The 17,946-nt window shown below is 61.0% G+C and carries 23 protein-coding genes and 1 pseudogene; 16 read left to right on the forward strand and 8 right to left on the reverse strand.

The genetic code is table 11. The annotated features are described in order from the left end of the window. The 4 genes from ASD70_RS06995 to ASD70_RS07010 all read left to right on the forward strand — a co-directional run bounded on the left by ASD70_RS06995 (position 1) and on the right by ASD70_RS07010 (position 3,215). Positions 1-309 carry a DUF6124 family protein gene (locus tag ASD70_RS06995; RefSeq protein WP_043050242.1) on the forward strand — a complete coding sequence of 103 codons (309 nt, stop codon included), beginning with the start codon at positions 1-3 and terminating at the stop codon, positions 307-309. Between the two features lie 185 nt (positions 310-494). Beyond that, positions 495-1,442 carry an ornithine cyclodeaminase family protein gene (locus ASD70_RS07000; RefSeq protein ID WP_056846025.1) on the forward strand — a complete coding sequence of 316 codons (948 nt, stop codon included), beginning with the start codon at positions 495-497 and terminating at the stop codon, positions 1,440-1,442. A 13-nt stretch (positions 1,443-1,455) separates the two neighbouring features. Beyond that, positions 1,456-2,589, forward strand: a complete 1,134-nt coding sequence (locus ASD70_RS07005; protein WP_046072121.1) for an NAD(P)/FAD-dependent oxidoreductase — start codon at positions 1,456-1,458, stop codon at positions 2,587-2,589. Continuing rightward, on the forward strand, positions 2,589-3,215 hold the full coding sequence (locus ASD70_RS07010) for a helix-turn-helix transcriptional regulator (RefSeq protein ID WP_046072120.1): 627 nt from the start codon (positions 2,589-2,591) through the stop codon (positions 3,213-3,215). The genes ASD70_RS07005 and ASD70_RS07010 overlap by 1 nt, the downstream gene beginning before the upstream one ends. A 31-nt stretch (positions 3,216-3,246) precedes the next feature. On the opposite strand, the gene ASD70_RS07015 is transcribed toward ASD70_RS07010, so the two are convergent. Both ASD70_RS07015 and ASD70_RS07020 read right to left on the reverse strand, forming a co-directional pair. Next, positions 3,247-4,023: an ABC transporter substrate-binding protein gene (locus ASD70_RS07015; protein ID WP_046072119.1), complete on the reverse strand. Its 777-nt coding sequence runs from the start codon at positions 4,021-4,023 to the stop codon at positions 3,247-3,249. Between the two features lie 245 nt (positions 4,024-4,268). After that, the gene (locus ASD70_RS07020) at positions 4,269-5,768 is read right to left on the reverse strand and encodes a CoA-acylating methylmalonate-semialdehyde dehydrogenase (protein WP_056846026.1); all 1,500 of its coding nucleotides are present in this window, start codon (positions 5,766-5,768) and stop codon (positions 4,269-4,271) included. A 109-nt stretch (positions 5,769-5,877) separates the two neighbouring features. On the opposite strand from ASD70_RS07020, the gene ASD70_RS07025 reads away from it, so the two are divergent. The 4 genes from ASD70_RS07025 to ASD70_RS07040 all read left to right on the forward strand — a co-directional run bounded on the left by ASD70_RS07025 (position 5,878) and on the right by ASD70_RS07040 (position 11,152). Then, on the forward strand, positions 5,878-6,819 hold the full coding sequence (locus ASD70_RS07025; RefSeq protein WP_046072117.1) for a LysR family transcriptional regulator: 942 nt from the start codon (positions 5,878-5,880) through the stop codon (positions 6,817-6,819). A gap of 277 nt (positions 6,820-7,096) precedes the next feature. Then, positions 7,097-7,555 (forward strand): (2Fe-2S)-binding protein, encoded by a 459-nt coding sequence (locus ASD70_RS07030; protein ID WP_056846027.1) that lies wholly within the window; start codon positions 7,097-7,099, stop codon positions 7,553-7,555. Continuing rightward, positions 7,555-9,792, forward strand: coding sequence for a xanthine dehydrogenase family protein molybdopterin-binding subunit (locus ASD70_RS07035; RefSeq protein WP_056846028.1), 2,238 nt, complete (start codon positions 7,555-7,557; stop codon positions 9,790-9,792). The genes ASD70_RS07030 and ASD70_RS07035 overlap by 1 nt, the downstream gene beginning before the upstream one ends. Before the next feature lie 16 nt (positions 9,793-9,808). Next, a complete protein-coding gene (locus ASD70_RS07040) occupies positions 9,809-11,152 on the forward strand; it encodes a c-type cytochrome (protein WP_056846029.1) in 1,344 nt (447 codons plus the stop codon). Between the two features lie 118 nt (positions 11,153-11,270). Here the strand turns inward: ASD70_RS07040 and ASD70_RS29115 are convergent, their stop codons facing one another. Next, positions 11,271-11,420, reverse strand: coding sequence for a hypothetical protein (locus ASD70_RS29115; protein WP_173664482.1), 150 nt, complete (start codon positions 11,418-11,420; stop codon positions 11,271-11,273). A 248-nt stretch (positions 11,421-11,668) separates the two neighbouring features. On the opposite strand from ASD70_RS29115, the gene ASD70_RS07045 reads away from it, so the two are divergent. Beyond that, positions 11,669-12,106 carry a hypothetical protein gene (locus ASD70_RS07045; RefSeq protein ID WP_056846030.1) on the forward strand — a complete coding sequence of 146 codons (438 nt, stop codon included), beginning with the start codon at positions 11,669-11,671 and terminating at the stop codon, positions 12,104-12,106. Between the two features lie 7 nt (positions 12,107-12,113). Here the strand turns inward: ASD70_RS07045 and ASD70_RS07050 are convergent, their stop codons facing one another. Both ASD70_RS07050 and ASD70_RS28880 read right to left on the reverse strand, forming a co-directional pair. Beyond that, positions 12,114-12,614 carry a CinA family protein gene (locus ASD70_RS07050; RefSeq protein WP_056846031.1) on the reverse strand — a complete coding sequence of 167 codons (501 nt, stop codon included), beginning with the start codon at positions 12,612-12,614 and terminating at the stop codon, positions 12,114-12,116. Between the two features lie 42 nt (positions 12,615-12,656). Further along, positions 12,657-12,785, reverse strand: a pseudogene (locus ASD70_RS28880) (M42 family peptidase); the annotation flags it as partial. 220 nt (positions 12,786-13,005) lie between these two features. Between ASD70_RS28880 and ASD70_RS07055 the strand changes: the two are divergent. The 3 genes from ASD70_RS07055 (at position 13,006) to ASD70_RS07065 (ending at position 14,360) form a co-directional block, all read left to right on the forward strand. After that, complete coding sequence (locus tag ASD70_RS07055) at positions 13,006-13,743, forward strand: OBAP family protein (protein ID WP_056846032.1); 738 nt, start codon at positions 13,006-13,008, stop codon at positions 13,741-13,743. Between the two features lie 99 nt (positions 13,744-13,842). Continuing rightward, positions 13,843-14,100: a DUF6555 family protein gene (locus ASD70_RS07060; protein ID WP_046072110.1), complete on the forward strand. Its 258-nt coding sequence runs from the start codon at positions 13,843-13,845 to the stop codon at positions 14,098-14,100. Further along, positions 14,097-14,360, forward strand: a complete 264-nt coding sequence (locus ASD70_RS07065) for a hypothetical protein (RefSeq protein WP_056846033.1) — start codon at positions 14,097-14,099, stop codon at positions 14,358-14,360. Before ASD70_RS07060 ends, ASD70_RS07065 begins: the two co-directional genes overlap by 4 nt. Here the strand turns inward: ASD70_RS07065 and ASD70_RS07070 are convergent. Then, entirely contained in the window at positions 14,351-14,794 is a 444-nt protein-coding gene (locus tag ASD70_RS07070) for a DUF421 domain-containing protein (protein WP_046072108.1), read from the reverse strand. The two genes, ASD70_RS07065 and ASD70_RS07070, sit on opposite strands and share 10 nt — an antisense overlap. A gap of 8 nt (positions 14,795-14,802) precedes the next feature. After that, on the reverse strand, positions 14,803-15,318 hold the full coding sequence (locus ASD70_RS07075) for a hypothetical protein (RefSeq protein WP_046072107.1): 516 nt from the start codon (positions 15,316-15,318) through the stop codon (positions 14,803-14,805). Positions 15,319-15,597: 279 nt separating this feature from the next. Between ASD70_RS07075 and ASD70_RS07080 the strand changes: the two genes are divergently transcribed. Together ASD70_RS07080 and ASD70_RS07085 are read left to right on the forward strand one after the other, a co-directional pair. Further along, entirely contained in the window at positions 15,598-15,849 is a 252-nt protein-coding gene (locus tag ASD70_RS07080) for a hypothetical protein (RefSeq protein ID WP_046072106.1), read from the forward strand. Positions 15,850-15,984: 135 nt separating this feature from the next. Then, a complete protein-coding gene (locus tag ASD70_RS07085; RefSeq protein ID WP_056846137.1) occupies positions 15,985-16,386 on the forward strand; it encodes a GNAT family N-acetyltransferase in 402 nt (133 codons plus the stop codon). Between the two features lie 23 nt (positions 16,387-16,409). On the opposite strand, the gene ASD70_RS07090 is transcribed toward ASD70_RS07085, so the two are convergent. Further along, a complete protein-coding gene (locus ASD70_RS07090) occupies positions 16,410-16,898 on the reverse strand; it encodes a DUF2938 domain-containing protein (protein ID WP_056846034.1) in 489 nt (162 codons plus the stop codon). Positions 16,899-16,979: 81 nt separating this feature from the next. Here ASD70_RS07090 and ASD70_RS07095 point away from each other — a divergent pair, with 81 nt between their 5' ends. Together ASD70_RS07095 and ASD70_RS07100 are read left to right on the forward strand one after the other, a co-directional pair. Then, a complete protein-coding gene (locus ASD70_RS07095) occupies positions 16,980-17,432 on the forward strand; it encodes a helix-turn-helix domain-containing protein (protein WP_056846035.1) in 453 nt (150 codons plus the stop codon). Continuing rightward, positions 17,429-17,878, forward strand: coding sequence for an N-acetyltransferase (locus ASD70_RS07100; protein ID WP_056846036.1), 450 nt, complete (start codon positions 17,429-17,431; stop codon positions 17,876-17,878). Before ASD70_RS07095 ends, ASD70_RS07100 begins: the two co-directional genes overlap by 4 nt. The last annotated feature ends 68 nt before the right edge of the window (positions 17,879-17,946 follow it).

A 17,946-nucleotide genomic window follows, 5' to 3' on the forward strand; every position in this document is an offset into this window, starting at 1 on the left:
ATGAATAAAGTCCTACCCGACCCACCCCGCGATCCCGCAAAAGACCGCGCCGCCTTCAACCGCGCCATCGACCACTACCTGCCCACCCAAGGCTTCCACTGCGTCAACGAAGACCTGAGCTTCGAAGATGCCCTGCTCTACACCGCCAGTTTGCTCGACAGCGCATCCGCCACCGCGCTGGACTGCGGCGAGCTGCTACAAAGCCCCGAGCGCGCGAAGATCCTGGCGGTGTGGCATTTGCTGGAAATTGCCAAGACCACGGTGGATCGCTCCATCGAGTGCCTGACCTGCACAAAAGCCACTGCCTGAAACGCRGTTAAAACTGTGGGAGGRGGCTTGCTCCCGATGRSGGAGTGTCAGTAAGCACATTTGTTACTGACACACCGCCATCGGGAGCAAGCCCCCTCCCACATTGATCTCCATTTTTTCCAGGGGTTATTGCGTACAAGAACTAAATGTCCATAATAGACAAATTAGTTTCCCTGGAGACATCCATGTCCAATGCCCCCCTCATCATCGATCAAGTTCAGGCGCGGGCATTGCTCGCCCAGATAGACGTGCCGCTTATCCTGCGCAAGCTGTTCCGTGACCTGGCCGCCGGGCAGGCGGTGCAACCGCCGCAGCAGTGGGTGGAGTTCCCCCACGGTGCCGGTGACTTTATCAACTACCTGGGGGTGCTGGCCGAGGACGGGGTGTATGGAGTCAAGACCTCACCCTATATCGTGCGTGAGCACGGGCCCCTGGTGACGGCGTGGACGCTGTTGATGTCGATGCATAGCGGCCAGCCGCTGCTGTTGTGCGACGCCTCTGAACTGACCACTGCGCGCACCGCTGCGACCACTGCATTGGCGGTGGACGCCCTGGCCCCGGCGACAGCGCAGCGCCTGGCGATCATCGGCAGCGGCAAGGTCGCCCAGGCGCACCTGCGTTATGTGCAGAACCTGCGCGACTGGCAGCACATCCGTCTGTGCTCCCCCAGCCTTGGCAGTGCCAGCGCCGACACCCGTGCGCAGTTGACCGGCCTGGACCCGCGCCTGGCCCTCGCCGACACTTGCGATGCCGCTGTAGAGGACGCGGATGTGATTATGCTCTGCACCTCATCGGCTGGCCCGGTGATCGACCCGATGCGCTTGCGCAAGCCCGCGCTGATCACCTCCATCAGCACCAATGCACCGCGAGCCCATGAAGTGCCCCCGGCGTGCCTCAACCAGATGCAGGTGTACTGCGACTATCGGCAGACCACTCCGGGCGCGGCCGGCGATATGCTGATCGCCAGCGAACAGCACGGCTGGGACGCGCGCGCAGTGCTCGGTGACTTGCCCGAATTGCTCAGCGACATGGCGCAACGCCCAAACTACGATCGGCCTGTATTTTTCCGCTCCATCGGCCTGGGCCTGGAAGACATTGCATTGGCCAATGCCCTCTACCAACTGCAACGCTAACCCGGAGATTGTTATGCACCAGGCAGACTTCATCATCATCGGCGGCGGCATTGCCGGCGCATCCACCGGTTTCTGGTTGTCGCAGCACAGCAAGGTGCTGGTGCTGGAGCGCGAAAACCACCCGGCCTATCACTCCACTGGCCGTTCGGCGGCGCTCTACACGGCCGCGTATGGCACCCCGCAAGTGCGCGCGCTGACCCTGGCCAGCCGGGCGTTTTTCGATCAACCGCCAGCGGGCTTCTGCGAGCACCCGCTGCTCACACCCCGGGGCGAAATGACCGTCGACTTTAACGGCGATCCGGCGGAGTTGGACAGCCAATACCTGAACGCCAAGGCTACCGTCGAACAGGTGGAACGCCTGAGTGCCGACGAAGCCTGTGCACGGCTGCCGATCCTGCGCCGCGAAAAAGTCCACGGTGCCATCTATGACCCCACCGCCTGCGACATCGACACCGACGCCCTGCACCAGGGCTACCTGCGCGGTATACGCCGTAACCACGGCGAGGTGCGCACCGACAGCCATGTGCTGGGCCTGAGTCGCGATGCCGACGGTTGCTGGCAGGTGCGTACACAGGATGCAACCTTCCGTGCGCCGATCATCATCAACGCCGCCGGCGCCTGGGCCGACCATATCGGCGGGCTGGCGGGCGCGGCGTCCATCGGCCTGCAACCCAAGCGCCGCTCGGCCTTTATCTTCGCCGGCCCCGACGGCCTGGACAGCCACGGCTGGCCAATGCTGGTAGCCCTCGACGAAGCCTTCTACATGAAGCCGGATGCCGGCATGTTCCTTGGCTCGCCGGCCAACGCCGACCCAGTGGAGCCCCAGGACGTGCAGCCCGAAGAACTGGATATCGCCATGGGCATCTACCAGATTGAAGAGGCCACCACCCTGACCATCCGCCGCCCCACGCGCACCTGGGCCGGGCTGCGCAGTTTCGTGCACGACGGTGATTTGCTCTGCGGTTTTGACCCGCAGGTGCCAGGGCTGTTCTGGGTGGCAGCACAGGGTGGTTATGGTATCCAGACGTCGCCCGCCATGGGCCAGGCCAGCGCCGCACTGGTGCGCGGCGCGCCGCTGCCCGAGGCGCTGACGCGATTCGGCCTGGACGCTGGTATGCTCTCCCCCGTCCGCCTGGAGCCCCATTGATGACCATCGCCGAACAAGACACCGTCATGCAAAACTTTCGTGGGATCGCCGATGCGATCGCCACCCTGTTCTTTCCCCATGCGGAAGTGGTGCTGCATGACTTGCGTACGCAAACCGTCGACTACATCGCCAACAATCTATCTAAACGCAGTTTGGGTGATGATTCGTCGCTGGAGGACATGCTGGACGGTGACGTCAGCGAAGTGAATATCGGCCCTTACGAAAAACTCAACTGGGACGGTCAGAAAATTCGCAGCCTGAGCACTGTGCTGCACGACCACAAAGGCCGCCGGCTGGCCGTGTTGTGTATCAACCTGAATATCTCGATGTTTGAAACCGCCAAGGCAGCACTGGACCTGTTCCTGTCGCCAAGCAAGCTGATCGCCCAGCCAGATGCATTGTTTCGCGATGATTGGCAGGAACGCATCAACACGTTCCTGCATGCCTGGCTGCGCGAGCGTCAGCTGAGCCTCAACCTGCTGACCCGCGACCACAAGCGTGAACTGGTGCTGGCACTGCATGCCGAAGGCGCATTCAAGGGCAAGAGCGCCTCCAACTATGTGGCCAATGTGCTGGGCATGGGGCGGGCGACGGTCTACAAGCATTTGAAGGAGTTGAAGGGTTAACGCCCGCCACACCCGTTCGCCGCAGTGACCTTCAGTCGCCGTAGATATCGGTCTTGAAGTACTGCTGCGAAATCTTCTGGTATTCGCCACTGGCTCGAATGCCATCGATGGCCGCATTCAACTCGCTGACCAATGCCGTATTGCCCTTGCGCACCGCAATCCCCGCGCCCTCGCCCACGTATTTCGGATCCTTGAGCTCCGGGCCGACAAAGGCGTAGCCCTGGCCGCGTGGCATCGCCAGGAAGTCGCTCAGGGGGATGGTGTCGGCAAAGATCGCATCCAGGCGCCCTGCGGCCAGGTCCATGTAGATTTCTTCGTTATTGCTGTAGCGCTTGACGTTGATGCCCTTGGGTTCGAACACCTCGGTGGCATAGCGGTCGGTGGTGGTGGCGCGCTGCACGCCGACGTTCTTGCCCTTGAGGCTGGCGTACTGGTCATCCACCACCGCGCCGTCCTTCATCACCAGGCGTGAGGAGGTGAAGTAATACTTGTGGGTGAAATCCACCGATTTCTTGCGGTCTTCATTAATGGTCATGGACGACAGCGCCATGTCGATTTTCTTGACCTTGAGGGACGGAATCAGACCGTCGAACTCACCTTCAACCCACACGCACTTGACCTTCATTTGCGCACACAGGGCGTTGCCGATGTCGTAGTCGAAACCGACGATCTTGCCGTCACCGGTCTTTGAGGCGAACGGCGGGTAAGCGGCCTCGATGCCGATACGTAGGGGTTTCTCGGCGGCGAGCAAGTGGCTTGCGGCAAACAGGCTCAGGGCCAGGGCGGGGATAAGGTGGCGTTTCTTCATGATCGGGTTCTCGCGGGTTGTTGTTGGTTTGGCAAGAGTGAAGAAAAACGTGTAGCGATGAATTTGTACTTATAATTCCATAATGGACTTTTATGCTCTAGAGGTCAATTCAGGGCAACACACATAAAAATGTGGGAGGGGGCTTGCCCCCGATTGCGGTGTATCAGCCACTTTTACAGTGCCTGACACTCTGCAATCGGGGGCAAGCCCCCTCCCACATCTGGATCTACAGTGCCTGTGAGACCTTATTTTGAAACAGGCATCGCAAATTCCGCGCCCTGCTCGATGCTCTCCGACCAGCGCTGCATGATCGACTTCTGCTTGGTGTAGAAGCGCACGCCCTCGGTGCCATAGGCATGCATGTCGCCGAACAGGCTCTTCTTCCAGCCACCAAAACCATGCCAGGCCATGGGCACCGGGATCGGCACGTTGATGCCGACCATGCCCACTTCAATGCGCCGGGCAAATTCGCGGGCGATGTTGCCGTCGCGGGTGAAGCAGCTGACGCCGTTGCCGAACTCATGGTCGTTGACCAGCTTTACCGCCTCGGCGAAATCATTCACGCGTACACAGGCCAGAACCGGGCCGAAGATTTCTTCGCGGTAGATGCTCATGTCGCGGGTCACGTGGTCGAACAAGGTGGCGCCGAGCCAGAAGCCGTTTTCCAGGCCAGGCTCGGTGGGCACGTAGTCACGGCCATCGAGCAACAAGTGCGCGCCGGCCTGTACGCCCTGCTCGATATAACCGCTGATACGCTCCAGCGCCGCCCGCGACACGATCGGGCCCATCTCGGCTTTCAAATCGCGGCCATCGGTGATGCGCAACGTCTTGGCGCGCTCGGTTAAGGCGGCAATGACTTTATCACCCACATCCCCCACCAGCACCGCTACCGAGATCGCCATGCAGCGCTCGCCGGCACTGCCGTAGGCGGCGCCCATCAGCGCGTCGACGGTACGCTCGATATCGGCATCGGGCATCACCACCATATGGTTTTTCGCCCCGCCCAGGCCTTGTACGCGCTTGCCGTTGCGGGCGCCGCTCTCGTAGATGTACTGGGCAATCGGCGTGGAGCCGACGAAGCTCACGGCCTTGACGTCAGGGTGTTCGATCAGTGCGTCCACCGACTCCTTGTCGCCCTGCACCACGTTGAACACACCTTTGGGCAAGCCGGCTTCACGCAGCAGCTCGGCCATGAACAGCGCGGCACTCGGGTCAGTAGGGCTGGGCTTGAGGATGAAGGTGTTGCCCGCCGCGATGGCGATAGGGTACATCCACATCGGCACCATCACCGGGAAGTTGAACGGCGTGACGCCAGCGACGACGCCCAGGGGTTGGCGCATCGTCCAGTTGTCCATGCCACGGGACACCTGGTCGGAATGCTCGCCCTTGAGCAGGTTGGGAATGCCGCAGGCGAATTCGAGGATATCGATGCCACGGTCGACTTCACCTTGGGCATCGGTGAAGACCTTGCCATGCTCGGCAACAATGATGCGCGCCAGGTCGTCCTTGCGTTCGCGCAGCAGGTGCAGGTATTCGAACAATACACGGGCGCGGCGGATCGGCGGCGTGTCGGCCCAGCCGGCAAATGCAGCCTGGGCGGCATCGACAGCTTCGGCAACGGTCTGGCGGCTGGCCAGGGCCACGCGCCCGGTCACTTCGCCGGTGGCTGGGTTGTAGACGTCCTGGTAGCGATCATCGCGGCTGACGCGCTGGTCGTTGATGTAGTGTTCGATGGTGGTGGTCATGGCAATGGATCCCCGGTGGGTAGCGTTGGAACACACGATAGGCTTTCGATTTGTTCCAAACCAGAGCAGAATCCAGAACTTATTGTCCTGACAGGCGAACAATACACTCATGGAGAAGGTTGAGATCGAAGGCTTGTGGACCCACATTCACTGGCTGTCGGTGCTGGAGGAACACGGCACCTACACCGCTGCGGCCGCCCGCCTTGGGGTGAGCAAATCCGCGGTCAGCCAGCGTATCTCCGACCTGGAGAAAGCCACCGGCACGCGCCTGGTAACCCGCACCACGCGCAGCGTGCGACTGACCGAGGCCGGGTTGGCATTGACCCGCGACGTGCGCAGCGCCTACGCGCAGATCGCCCGCAGCTTCTCCTCGGTGCGCGATTCGGTCGGCGAAATTCGCGGCCTGGTACGCCTGACCGCCCCGGTGGCGTTCGCCCGGCAACAACTGGTGCCGCATCTTTCCGGTTTTTTGCAGCAGTATCCGCAGGTGCGCATTCAGCTCGATGTGTCCGACGCCTTGAGCTCACTGGCGGCCGAGGGTTACGACCTGGCGGTGCGCCATGGTTTCCAGGTGCCGGAGACCCATGTGGCGTGGAAGCTGTGCGACACCACCTCGGTATTGGTCGCCACTCGAGACTACCTGCAACACCACGGCGAACCGCGAACCCCGGCAGATCTCAGCGCGCATAACTGCCTCTACTACCCACGGGGCAGCGACCAGCCGGCCTGGACCTTCGAGCGCGTCGGTAAAAACAGCCAGCGCGTCACCGTGCCCATCGCCGGCAGCTTTTCTACCAACAACAGCGAAGCCTTGCGTGACGCGGCGCTCAACCACCTGGGCATCGCCCTGCTCCCAGACTTCAGTGCCCAGGCCGCTTTAGCCAGCGGCAAGTTGGTGCAGGTGTTGAAAGGGTGGACGCTAAAGGGTGCGTTTGCCGATGAGATTTACCTGATACGGCCCTATTCGCCCCATGTGCCCAGGTCGGTGACGGTGTTGGTGGGGTATTTGAAGGAAAAACTGTCAGGCGGGTTTCAATTTGCTGACGGCTGATGAAGGCTCTTGTAGGAGCGAGCTTGCTCGCGAAAAACCCATAGGCGCCGCGTTTATTCAGGAAACACGCGTTATCGTTGACGTTTTTCGCGAGCAAGCTGACTCCTACAGACGGATGTGACCCAATCCTGTTGAATTCTTGCCTGATCCTCTGGACTTGAAGGCAATTGCATAGATAGCTGTTGCGCGGTGGTCTAGAGTTCGACGATGGGCGACGTACAGTCGCACCGCTCCTATAAGAACTCAGCAGCACCAACCGTTGATCAGCAGGTGAGCCATGGAATTACGTATCAACCAAAAGGCCTATCAAGTCGATGCCGAAGCCGACACCCCCTTGTTGTGGGTGATCCGCGACAATCTGGGGCTGACCGGCACCAAGTACGGCTGCGGCCTGGCCCAGTGTGGCGCCTGTTCGGTGCTGGTGGACGGCAATCTGGTGCGCTCCTGCGTCACGCCGGTAGCCGGGGTGATCGGGCGTGAGATCACCACCATCGAAGCCATCGAGGCCGATGCGGTAGGCAAACGCGTGGTCTCGGCCTGGGTCGAGCACCAGGTAGCGCAATGCGGTTACTGCCAGTCCGGGCAAGTGATGGCGGCCACTGCACTGCTCAAGCACACCCCCACTCCATCCAAAGCGCAGATTGATGCGGCAATGGTCAACCTATGCCGCTGCGGCACCTACAACGCCATCCATGCCGCCATGGATGGCCTGGCAGCCGGGAAGGAGACCGCCTGATGAACATGTCTGAGATCCTGCCGGGCGTTAAGCTGGACGAGCCGATCAACCTGTCGCGTCGTCGCTTCCTTGCCAGTACCGCCGTGGGTGCGCTGGTCATCGGCTTCGGCCTGCCCCTCGGTGTGTCCCGCGTGCAGGCCGCTACCGGCGGCGCAGCTGAACGCGGCACCCAAGTGCCGGCGTTCCTGGAGATTCGCCCCGACGGTAGCGTGCGCCTGCTCAGCCCCTTCATGGAGGGCGGCCAGGGCACCCATACCGCCATGGCACAGATCATCGGCGAAGAACTGGATGCCGACCCCGCCACGTTTATCGTCGAAGCGGCCCCGCCCGGTGAAGCCTACGTGGTGATGGAAAACGGTATGCGCATCACCGGCGGCAGCATGTCGGTGCGCATGAGCTACCCGACCATGCGCCGCCTCGGCGCCCTCGCCCGCGCCATGCTGATGCAAGCCGGCGCCGAGCAACTGCGCGTACCGCTGAGTGAACTGACTACCCAGCCTGGCCGCGTGGTACACGCCGCGTCCGGCCGCTCCGTGGGCTACGGCGAGCTAGCCGGCCGCGCCCTGGACATGCCGGTGCCCGACCCCGCCACCATCACGTTGCGCGACCCGAGCCAGTTCCGCTGGATCGGCAAGCCGGTAAAACGCCTGGATGCCTATGACAAATCCACTGGCAAGGCGCTCTACACCATCGATCTGAAAATCGACGGCATGCTCCACGCCGCCGTCCAGCACGCGCCGCGCCTGGGTATGACGGTGGGCAGCCTGCGCAATCAGGCCCAGGTCCAAGCCATGACGGGCGTGCATTCGGTTCACACCTTGCCCGGCGCGGTGGCGGTGGTGGCCGAACGTTGGTGGCACGCCAAGCGTGCGGTCGAGGCCATCCAGGTTGACTGGCAGGAAGCCTCTGCCGACTCGACCGTGCGGGCGATGCCGGCAGACTTTTCCAGCGACAAGCACCGCGACTTCCTTGCCGCCCAGCAAGGCCCGGCCCGCGATGACGAAAACGAAGGCGATGTGGCCGGTGCACTGGCCGGCGCCAAGACCCGAGTCGAAGCCACCTACCATAATCAATACCTCAACCACGCCCAACTGGAACCGCCTTCGGCCTTGGCGCGCTTCAACCCGGACGGCACCCTGGAGGTGTGGCTGCCCAACCAGGCGCCGGATATGTTCCGTGCTGACATCGCCAAGCGCACGGGCCTGGCCCCCGAGCAAATCACCCTGCACTCGCCACTGCTGGGGGGCTTTTTTGGTCGGCATTTCCTGTATGACTCAGCCAACCCGTACCCACAGGCCATCGCGTTGGCCAAGGCCGTCGGCCGCCCGATCAAGCTGATCTGGAGTCGTGAGGAAGAGTTCCTGCGCGATGTGCTGCGCCCAGTCGCCGTGGTCAAATTCCGCGCCGCACTGGATGACAAAGGCCTGCCGGTGGCCATCGAAGCGGTCAGCGCCACCGAAGGCCCCACTGAAGCCCTCAGTGGCAAACAGGGCGAGCAGATCGACCCTACCGCCCTGGAAGGCCTGTCGGGCAAGAGTTATGCGATCCCCAACAAGCGCATCGCGCAGATCTACGTCAAGGGCGCGCCCATGCTTGGCTACTGGCGTTCGGTGGGTAACTCCCTCAACGACTTTTTCTATGAAGCGTTCCTGGATGAGCTGGCGGACAAAGGCGGCCACGACCCGTATGAGCTGCGCCTGCACTTGCTGCGTGACAACCCCCGGTTGACCACCTTGCTGCAAGCCGTGGGCGAGTTGTCGGGGGGCTGGAAGCGCGGCCCCTACACCGCAGAGGACGGCACGCGCCGTGCTCGCGGGGTGGCCATGGCCTCACCCTTTGGCTCTCACGCGGCGGTAGTGGCCGAAGTGTCGATCGAGAACGGCCAGGTCAAGGTCCACCATATCTGGGAGGCTATCGACCCGGGCAGCATCGTCAACCCGGCGATCATTCAAGCCCAGGTCAGCGGCGCTGTGGCCTTGGGCCTGTCGCAAACATTGCTGGAGGAAGCGGTGTACGTGGACGGTATGCCACGAGCACGTAACTACGACCTGTATCCGATCCTGCCGCCCTCGCGTATGGCTCAGGTTCACGTGAAGATCGTCGAGAGTGGCGAAAAGATGGGCGGTATCGGCGAACCGCCGCTGCCCGCGGTGGCGCCGGCTGTGGCCAACGCGGTGGCGCAGTTGACCGGCCAGCGCATCCGCAGTCTGCCATTGAGCCGCTACACCTTTAGCTAACCGACAGGGAACGCCGATGAACAACCGCCGATTCGCAAGAACCGCAGGGTGGCTGGTGCTGCCCTGCGTGGTCGCCGCAGGCCTGCTGGCCTGGTACGTCACACGCCAGCCCGCTTCGCCTTTTGAACAGCAACAGGCTACAAGTTTCGAGCCCACCTTGGTCAGTCGCGGCGAATACGTTGCGCGGGTGAGTGACTGCGTGGCCTGTCACAGCCTCGCCGGCAAGCAGCCCTTTGCCGGTGGCCTGGAAATGGCCACGCCACTGGGGGCGATTCACGCCACCAACATCACCCCCGACCGCGAGCATGGCATTGGCGCCTATAGCCTGGCCGACTTCGACCGCGCCGTACGCCACGGCGTAGCGCCGGGCGGGCGACGGCTGTACCCGGCCATGCCCTACCCGTCCTATGTAAAGCTCAGCGATGACGACGTGAAGGCGCTGTACGCGTTTTTCATGCAAGGCGTGCAACCCGCCAACCAGGCGAACATCCCCAGTGACATTCCCTGGCCGCTCAATATGCGCTGGCCCATCGCTTTGTGGAACGGCGTGTTCGCCCCCACCGCCACCTATACGGCCAAGCCCGGCCAGGATGCACTGTGGAACCGTGGCGCCTATATCGTCCAGGGTCCCGGCCATTGCGGCAGTTGCCATACACCCCGTGGCCTGGCCTTCAACGAGAAAGCCCTGGATGAGTCCGGCGCGCCGTTCCTCGCCGGCGCCCTGCTCGACGGCTGGTACGCGCCGAGCCTGCGCCAGGACCACAACACCGGCCTGGGCCGCTGGAGCGAGGCGCAGATCGTGCAGTTCCTCAAGACCGGGCGTAATGCCCATGCGGTGGTCTACGGTTCGATGACCGAAGCGTTCAACAACTCCACGCAGTTCATGCAGGACGATGACCTGGCCGCCATCGCTCGTTACCTCAAGTCACTGCCCGGCGACCAGCAGCGTGAGGGCTCACCATGGCAGTATCAGGCGGTCGCCAACACCCCGGCGCAAAACCCGGGCGCCCATACCTATGCCACACGCTGCGCCTCGTGCCACGGCCTGGACGGCAAGGGCCAGCCGGAGTGGATGCCGCCATTGGCTGGGGCCACTTCAGCCTTGGCGAAGGAAGACGCCTCCGCGATCAACATCACCCTCAACGGCTCTCAACGCGTGGTGGCGGCCGGGATGCCGGACGCCTACCGTATGCCGGCGTTTCGTGAGCAACTGTCCGATCAAGAAATCGCCGACGTGCTGAGCTATGTACGCGGCACCTGGGGCAACAACGGTGGCGCGATCAATGCGAAGGCTGTGGGTAAATTGCGCGGGCATACCGACCCTGCGAGTAGCAGCCCGATCATCCTGCATATGCGCTGAGTGATGTATGAACTGTGGGAGGGGGCTTGCTCCCGATGGCGGTAGTTCAGTCACAGTTGCATAGACTGACACACCTATATCGGGAGCAAGCCCCCTCCCACATTTAGTCCAGGGGCCTCTACTTGCTTTCCTCAGCCTTGCCTTCCTGCATCTGTACCGAAGACTTGGTCCCGCTGGTGTTGTCCTTGGTGGTGTTGTCGGAACTGTCAAAACAGCCGTGAAGCATGAACGCGCTGCACAATCCCAGGCACATATAGAGCTTCTTCATGATGGTTCACCTGCTGCTGAGTGATTGATATCCAGGGCGCCAGACGAAAGCAACGTTCGTCGGCCCTTGCTGTATCTGTCCGGAACGAAGGCGCGGGCGTTCAACAAATCGGCGCGGGCTTAGACGAATGGTCAGCCGCTCGTCGAGGCCTGCGCAAATTGTTCAAACTTTAGTGCTCGTGGCCTTTTCCAATGCTTACGAAGCGGCGCATCTGCTCGCCCTTTCAAGCAAGCGCGGAGATTAGGTTTATGAACGTCCGACTGCCGATCACCTTGCTACTCATCCTTACGTCCTCGACGGCCCTGGCCGACGCCTGCGATGTGGTAACACGCGGGCAAAGCGACCAGGTGCCGACGGTCGAGCAACATACCTGCTACCGCTACGAGGGCATGCCGCCTGAAGCCATCGACTGGTCTTGCAGCAACGAGAACAAGGAGATGATGCCCACTACGAAAAACAAGGTAGCGGCCTGTGCCAGCAACCATGTCGCCAGTTGCAAGGCCACGCCGACCCAGGAGGCCCTGGCCAATCCCCATTCGACGTCCAAGGCACCGGATCACGAAGGCGCATTGCTGCCCAAGAATGCCCGCGTAGTGACCTACCACTACGCCGCCAATGATCTGGTCCAAGCCAAGATCGACTGTGAAAAAGCCGGCGGCGAATGGGCCTCGCAGCCGGTCAAATAAGGCTTCGCTAACCTTGCTCGCCGGCCAGGGCACGCTGGTGGAAATTCGGCAGCCACTTCAAGGCATGCTCCGCCGCGTAAAGCTGCACCTGCTCACGGGAACCCAGGAAGCGTTCCTTGCGGCTGAAAATAGTCACCCCCTGCCCCACCCGATAAGCCCAGGCGAAGCAAATGGTCCCGGCTGGAATGCCATCCATGTCGTCAGGGCCGAGCAGCCCGGTGGTGGCTACGGCCACGTCCGCCGGACTGTCGTGCATCGCGCCTGCGGCCATCTCACGGGCGACCTCGCAACTGGTGAGGTTGAAGGTCTCAATCGTATACGCACGCACGCCCAACAAACGCTGCTTGGCTTCAGGGGAATACACCACGTACCCACTCTCGATACACGCCCCACCGCCCTCGACTTCCGACAGCAGGGTGATGATTTTCCCCGCTGTACAGGACTCGGCCGTGGTAAGGGTCATACCGTGTTGTTTCAGGTAGTCAATAGTGGAAACGGCGATAGACACGGTTTTATCCTCCTGCACGTCGTGTGCGAGCCTGATGCTGGTTCAGTACGTGGCCAGGTAGTCGGCCAAGGTCTGTGCGCACGCTTGGATCGCACCGTCGACAATCACCTCATAGCCATGGGTGTTTTCCGTGGGAATCGCCACACAGCCGGCGCGGGCCGAGGTGCCATCCACTTCGACAGGCTTGCCTGAGCCAAACGCTGTCGTGCTATTTAACACCTATGAAAAATGACCCATCTCGCTGACCAGTGTTCCAAAACTTTTAGCACTTGGGCTGCATCCCCGGCGACGCGGGGCCTATCGACAGCCGCTCGCCAATCCGGTTGAACACCTGCGCGGCCAAGCCTTCTAACCCTCGGTACAGCCTCACCGACCATGGAGGGAATCCACGATGAAAAAACTCAGCCTGACACTGTCCATTGCTTTGCTGACCGCCTGCGCCAGCAACAACTCACCGTCCAACGTGGTTGCGCCCGGTGACGCGAAGTCGCCCACTACGCGCACCCTGGATGCTGGCGCTGCGGTGCTGCAATCGCGCCCACCGGTGGATGCGTTGAATGCCTACCTGGACGGCTTCCATTTCTACAACGGGCACCCCGATGTGCAGATGGAAGCTCACCACTACTGCGCGATCCTCAATGAAGAAGTGATCCAGTGCGTGATCTACGACGGCAACCGCAAGGATGCCAAGCTGATGGGTGTCGAATACATCATCAGTGAGCAGCTGTTCAACACCCTGCCCGCGCAGGAGAAGGCGCTGTGGCATAGCCACGTGCATGAGGTCAAATCAGGCCAGTTGGTTGCACCGGGCATTCCACAAGTGGCCGAACATGCCCTGATGGAGAAACTCGTGCATACCTATGGCAAGACCTGGCACACCTGGCATACGGACCTTCACAAGCAGCTGCCATTGGGCGTGCCGCAACTGATGATGGGGTTTACCGCCGACGGCCAGGCCGACCCGAAAATGGTCGCCGAGCGGGATAAGCGCCTGGGCGTAGACAGCAACCAGAAGAAGGCGGCACGCGCGGATATCGCCACACCCGCCATTGCTCCAGGGGCGGACGCCTGGCGCCAAGGCACGATTATCCAGATCGACGACCCGACCCAGACTCCCCACCGGCACTGACCGCTGACCACCGAAGTGCCAGCTATCGAGGTGTCCGACAATCTTTCTGAATTTTTTCTGGCGTCAAATATCTGTAGAGCATGAGTTTAGGGAGGCCTCATGAAAACCAACGAACTGTTTACCATCGAGTATCAACTTCACGGCAAGCCCAAGTCGTTCATTTTGCGTGCGCCGCAAATGAATAACGCCGACGCCTGGCATTGGGCAAGTTGCGATGCCGGTGTGGCGGTAATACCGAGGTTCGGGCAAAACAACCTCAAGCGCGTTTCCAAACCGATGGCGGAAAAATACGGCATCACTGATGTGCGCTGGTGCGGTGCGGCGCAACTCCAGTGGGCGGAGGATTTGACACAATGAACAGCCAGACGCTCGACTACACGCCTGGACAGGCATGGGAAGACGAAATAGCGCAGAACACCCGGATGTTTTTCGAAGCTGATCGGCTCGATACCTTGGCGTACCAAATCATCGAGTCCTACAGCGGCGATGCGAAAACCTGGCTGCGTTTCACCGAAGCCAAGAAGCTCGCGGATGCGCAACGCACGGCGGCGTATCAAGAATGGATGCGCATCCATCGAGCGAAGGGAAGTAAGCGCCAACCAGGATGTTATTCGTAGGGGATAACCGAGATCTTGCCGTTGCGCTCCAGAATCGCGAAGCGTATCTGCCGGATCTCGACAAGCCCTTGGGTGGACCGGGCCGCCTCAAGGATGTCGCCTTCATCCAGGCGCGCATGCTTGAGGCGTTTGTGCAGCACCTGGCCCTCCTCGACCAGCACCGTCGGCCCACCATCCAGCACCCGTGCGAACCAGGTTGAGCGCTGCTTGACCAGCGAGAAGCCAATGTCGATGGCAATCAAGGTGACAATCACCATCACGGCATTGGTCAGCGAAAAATCGTCACCGAGCAGCGCCTGCTGGGTGGCCTCGCCGATGACCATCAACAGCACCAGGTCAAAAGTGGTGAGTTCAGCCAGCGTGCGCCTGCCGGCCACCTTGAACAGCACCAGCAGTACCAGGTAAATCGCCGCAGCCCGCAACACAGAGTCCATGGTCGCCCCTAGGGATAAATGAATTGGGAAAGGCCAACTGAGGCGCCCGATGCCAGCGCCACCTTGGTTTGAAAGCTGCCAACACCGTCGCTGTTGAGGGTCACGTGAAGCATCGCATGACCGTCGTTGTCGCTCAGCACCCACACCTTCATGCCATCGCCTGCCGTACTGGCCTTGAGCGGCTGGGGTTGCAGCATTTGCACATTGAAGCCCTGCAACAGCGCGCCACTGAGCTCCACTTCAAGGGGCTCACGCGCCCGGCCTTGCACATGAATCACCAGTGCATCGGTAGCACCATTGCGCAGGAAGCGCTGGTACTCGACACGCAGCTGCCCATCGGCGCTGCGTACCTCGGCACTGCTCAATGGGCCCTTGGAAAACAGGCCGGCCAGGGTCAAGCCCATTAGCACTACCAACCCATACCAACCCCATCGCTCGAAGCGCCAGACCTTACGTTGCAAGGTCATGTCCTCGCTGACCGGGTAATTGCGGCTATGCAGGTCACGATGGTCTGGCGGCTTCATACCCTGTCCCCGGGTCCGGTTCATAACCTCTTAGGTGTGCGTGGGGCCGCGCGGGTTCATTCTTTCACGGGGCAACCCAGCCACCATCTAAAAAGAAGATGGTTTGGGCGGAACTGAATCGTTGAAATGATCGAAATTTCGACGGCAACCCAGTTGATACCGAGCCTTCTTGAGCGGGTCACACCTATATCAGTCCCGTTTAGCAAGGAGCTCCGTCATGCAATACAACGACACATACACCCAGATGATGGCCTGCCAAAGTGCCAAGGAGGTGGCCTGATGAACGACTCACAACGCGCCTGGGAACTGGCCATGGTGTTGATTGCCAATGGCAGGATCCCGTTCGACCCGGCCAACCCGAGTGGGTCGGTGAAGATCCTCTCGCGGCATCTTCAAGCGCTGGAAGCAGCGTTGCATGACCAGGCAATCAGCGCTGGCACAGCGCCGACGCACATCACTGGGCATGAGTACACACGCCACGAGCACTTGGGCAAAAGCCATCGTAAGCCTTCCCTGGTGTGTGCCGATTGAAAGTGGGCAACCCCGTATGATAGGTTCACCAACGCTTATTATCTGGAACCTCTCCATGCCACTGTACGCAACACCATTACTGTGACCGATCGGCAAGATGGCTGGATAACCCCACATTGGCTGATCCGCCAGGCCATGCCCGATGATGTGCATGCCCTGGTCGAGCTGGATGCCTACGCCACCGCCCACGCCAGCCGTCGCGTGTTTATCTATGACGCGGTGGTTCGCCAGCAATGCCTGGTCGCCGTCGACGCTGGCGTATGCGCCGGCTACTTGGTGCTCACCCATGACTTTTTCGATCACGGCTTCGTCGCGCTGGTGGTTGTGTCACCCGCGCACCAGCGCCAGGGTGTGGCCCTGCGTCTGCTGGCGGCAGCCGAAACGGCCTGCAAGACGCCCAAGCTCTTCGCCTCGACCAACGCTTCCAACACCGCATCCCAGGCACTCATGACCAAGGCCGGGTTTGTCCCCAGCGGGCAGATCGAGAACCTTGACGAAGGTGACCCGGAGCGGGTGTACGTTAAATTCATTCGCTGATCTAAAGATCCATTTGTGACTGATCACGCCCAGGCGATCACCCACGCAGCCAAGTAGAGGCCCACACCAAACACCCCATGATTGATCAGGCTGCGTAGGCAGTTCTGACCGGGCGTAGGCGTCTTGGATGAGGCAAAACCTGCGCCCATGGCGGGCTGTATCACCAACAGCGGGACGGCCACGGTGACCACCCCCAACACCAGGGCTGGCACAAAGGTGGGCGCCTGCAACCAGTCAGCCCCTTTAACCCACACGAGCAGCAGCGCAAAAACTACACCCGTGACGTAATGCGCGATCCAGCCCAGGGCCACTTCCCCTCGAACCGGTAACGCCTGCCCGATGCTCGAATGAGTGAAACGGCCTTGGCACGCATGTCCAACCCAACGCCCCACGAACGCGAAATTCAGCGTTGGCACGCCAATGGCCTTCATCAGCAGCATCCACATATCCATCACCACGGTAGCCCCTGCCCCCAACAACACAACCTGTGCAACCCCTTCCAGCGCTGTCATACCTACCTCTTAGTCATGGACCCATTCAACCTGCGCAGGCATCATAGAAGTTGAAGTCAACTTCAAGTCAATGGTCTGCCAATGGATATCACCGAGGTCGTCAAACGCACGGGCATTCCTGCCCATACGCTGCGTTTTTATGAAAAGAAGGGGCTGATTACATCGACCAGCCAGCCCGGTGCTCGCCGTCATTTCGCAGCAGCGGTCGTTGAGCAGTTGGCGGTCATCGCCCTCGGGCAGGCGGGTGGCCTGTCGCTGGACGAGATACACGCCATGCTGTCACCCAATGGCCAGGCCAATGTGGATAGAGCGGTACTGCTGGCCAAGGCCGACGAGATCGATGCGACGGTCAAACAACTGAAGGCCATGAGTCGAGGCTTACGTCACGCCGCCGCCTGCCCTGCACCCAACCATGCGCAATGCCCAAATTTCCAGCGGTTGCTCAAAATCGCTGCCGCAGGGGCGTTCAAGCGCAGTACTGTCGGCCGCCCCACTGGGGTTCGGCCTGTTCACTCAATCGTTGAGGCATCATGATTCGCGACTTTCAACACACTGACCTTGAACCGGTGCTGGATATCTGGCTGCAAGCATCGATCCTCGCCCACCACTTCATCGCCCCCCAGTTCTGGCATGAGCAACTGGGCGCCATGCGTGACGTCTACCTGCCCAGCGCCGTGACACGCGTGTTTGAGGCCGATGGAACAGTCCTCGGGTTCAGTTGCGTGTATGAAGACACCCTGGCGGCGCTGTTTGTCGCGCCCGCGCATCAGGGCGGCGGCGTGGGTACGCGGTTGCTCGCACACGCAATGGAATCCCGATCAGTTCTACAACTGAGCGTGTATTCGCAAAATTTACCCAGCCTGCACTTTTACAAGAAACACGGGTTCATCGTACTCAACGAACAACGGGACGAACATACGGGTCACTTGGAAAAGGTGATGTGCTGGAGCGCGGCAGGGGTCCCAGGAACCTTTCCTTGAATACACAATCTGTGGTTCACCCTTTTGAGCTGATGTGAGAACCACCTCCCATGATCCTGATAAAAGCC

It is taken from the genome of Pseudomonas sp. Root569, from assembly GCF_001427465.1.
Lineage (GTDB): Bacteria > Pseudomonadota > Gammaproteobacteria > Pseudomonadales > Pseudomonadaceae > Aquipseudomonas > Aquipseudomonas synxantha.

Bases quoted from the DNA above. Each gene is read 5' to 3' on its own strand.
- ASD70_RS06995 (WP_043050242.1), top strand. From the start codon at position 1: ATGAATAAAGTCCTACCCGACCCACCCCGCGATCCCGCAAAAGACCGC.
- ASD70_RS07000 (WP_056846025.1), top strand. From the start codon at position 495: ATGTCCAATGCCCCCCTCATCATCGATCAAGTTCAGGCGCGGGCATTG.
- ASD70_RS07005 (WP_046072121.1), top strand. From the start codon at position 1,456: ATGCACCAGGCAGACTTCATCATCATCGGCGGCGGCATTGCCGGCGCA.
- ASD70_RS07010 (WP_046072120.1), top strand. From the start codon at position 2,589: ATGACCATCGCCGAACAAGACACCGTCATGCAAAACTTTCGTGGGATC.
- ASD70_RS07015 (WP_046072119.1), bottom strand. From the start codon at position 4,023: ATGAAGAAACGCCACCTTATCCCCGCCCTGGCCCTGAGCCTGTTTGCC.
- ASD70_RS07020 (WP_056846026.1), bottom strand. From the start codon at position 5,768: ATGACCACCACCATCGAACACTACATCAACGACCAGCGCGTCAGCCGC.
- ASD70_RS07025 (WP_046072117.1), top strand. From the start codon at position 5,878: ATGGAGAAGGTTGAGATCGAAGGCTTGTGGACCCACATTCACTGGCTG.
- ASD70_RS07030 (WP_056846027.1), top strand. From the start codon at position 7,097: ATGGAATTACGTATCAACCAAAAGGCCTATCAAGTCGATGCCGAAGCC.
- ASD70_RS07035 (WP_056846028.1), top strand. From the start codon at position 7,555: ATGAACATGTCTGAGATCCTGCCGGGCGTTAAGCTGGACGAGCCGATC.
- ASD70_RS07040 (WP_056846029.1), top strand. From the start codon at position 9,809: ATGAACAACCGCCGATTCGCAAGAACCGCAGGGTGGCTGGTGCTGCCC.
- ASD70_RS29115 (WP_173664482.1), bottom strand. From the start codon at position 11,420: ATGAAGAAGCTCTATATGTGCCTGGGATTGTGCAGCGCGTTCATGCTT.
- ASD70_RS07045 (WP_056846030.1), top strand. From the start codon at position 11,669: ATGAACGTCCGACTGCCGATCACCTTGCTACTCATCCTTACGTCCTCG.
- ASD70_RS07055 (WP_056846032.1), top strand. From the start codon at position 13,006: ATGAAAAAACTCAGCCTGACACTGTCCATTGCTTTGCTGACCGCCTGC.
- ASD70_RS07060 (WP_046072110.1), top strand. From the start codon at position 13,843: ATGAAAACCAACGAACTGTTTACCATCGAGTATCAACTTCACGGCAAG.
- ASD70_RS07065 (WP_056846033.1), top strand. From the start codon at position 14,097: ATGAACAGCCAGACGCTCGACTACACGCCTGGACAGGCATGGGAAGAC.
- ASD70_RS07070 (WP_046072108.1), bottom strand. From the start codon at position 14,794: ATGGACTCTGTGTTGCGGGCTGCGGCGATTTACCTGGTACTGCTGGTG.
- ASD70_RS07075 (WP_046072107.1), bottom strand. From the start codon at position 15,318: ATGAAGCCGCCAGACCATCGTGACCTGCATAGCCGCAATTACCCGGTC.
- ASD70_RS07080 (WP_046072106.1), top strand. From the start codon at position 15,598: ATGAACGACTCACAACGCGCCTGGGAACTGGCCATGGTGTTGATTGCC.
- ASD70_RS07085 (WP_056846137.1), top strand. From the start codon at position 15,985: ATGCCCGATGATGTGCATGCCCTGGTCGAGCTGGATGCCTACGCCACC.
- ASD70_RS07090 (WP_056846034.1), bottom strand. From the start codon at position 16,898: ATGACAGCGCTGGAAGGGGTTGCACAGGTTGTGTTGTTGGGGGCAGGG.
- ASD70_RS07095 (WP_056846035.1), top strand. From the start codon at position 16,980: ATGGATATCACCGAGGTCGTCAAACGCACGGGCATTCCTGCCCATACG.
- ASD70_RS07100 (WP_056846036.1), top strand. From the start codon at position 17,429: ATGATTCGCGACTTTCAACACACTGACCTTGAACCGGTGCTGGATATC.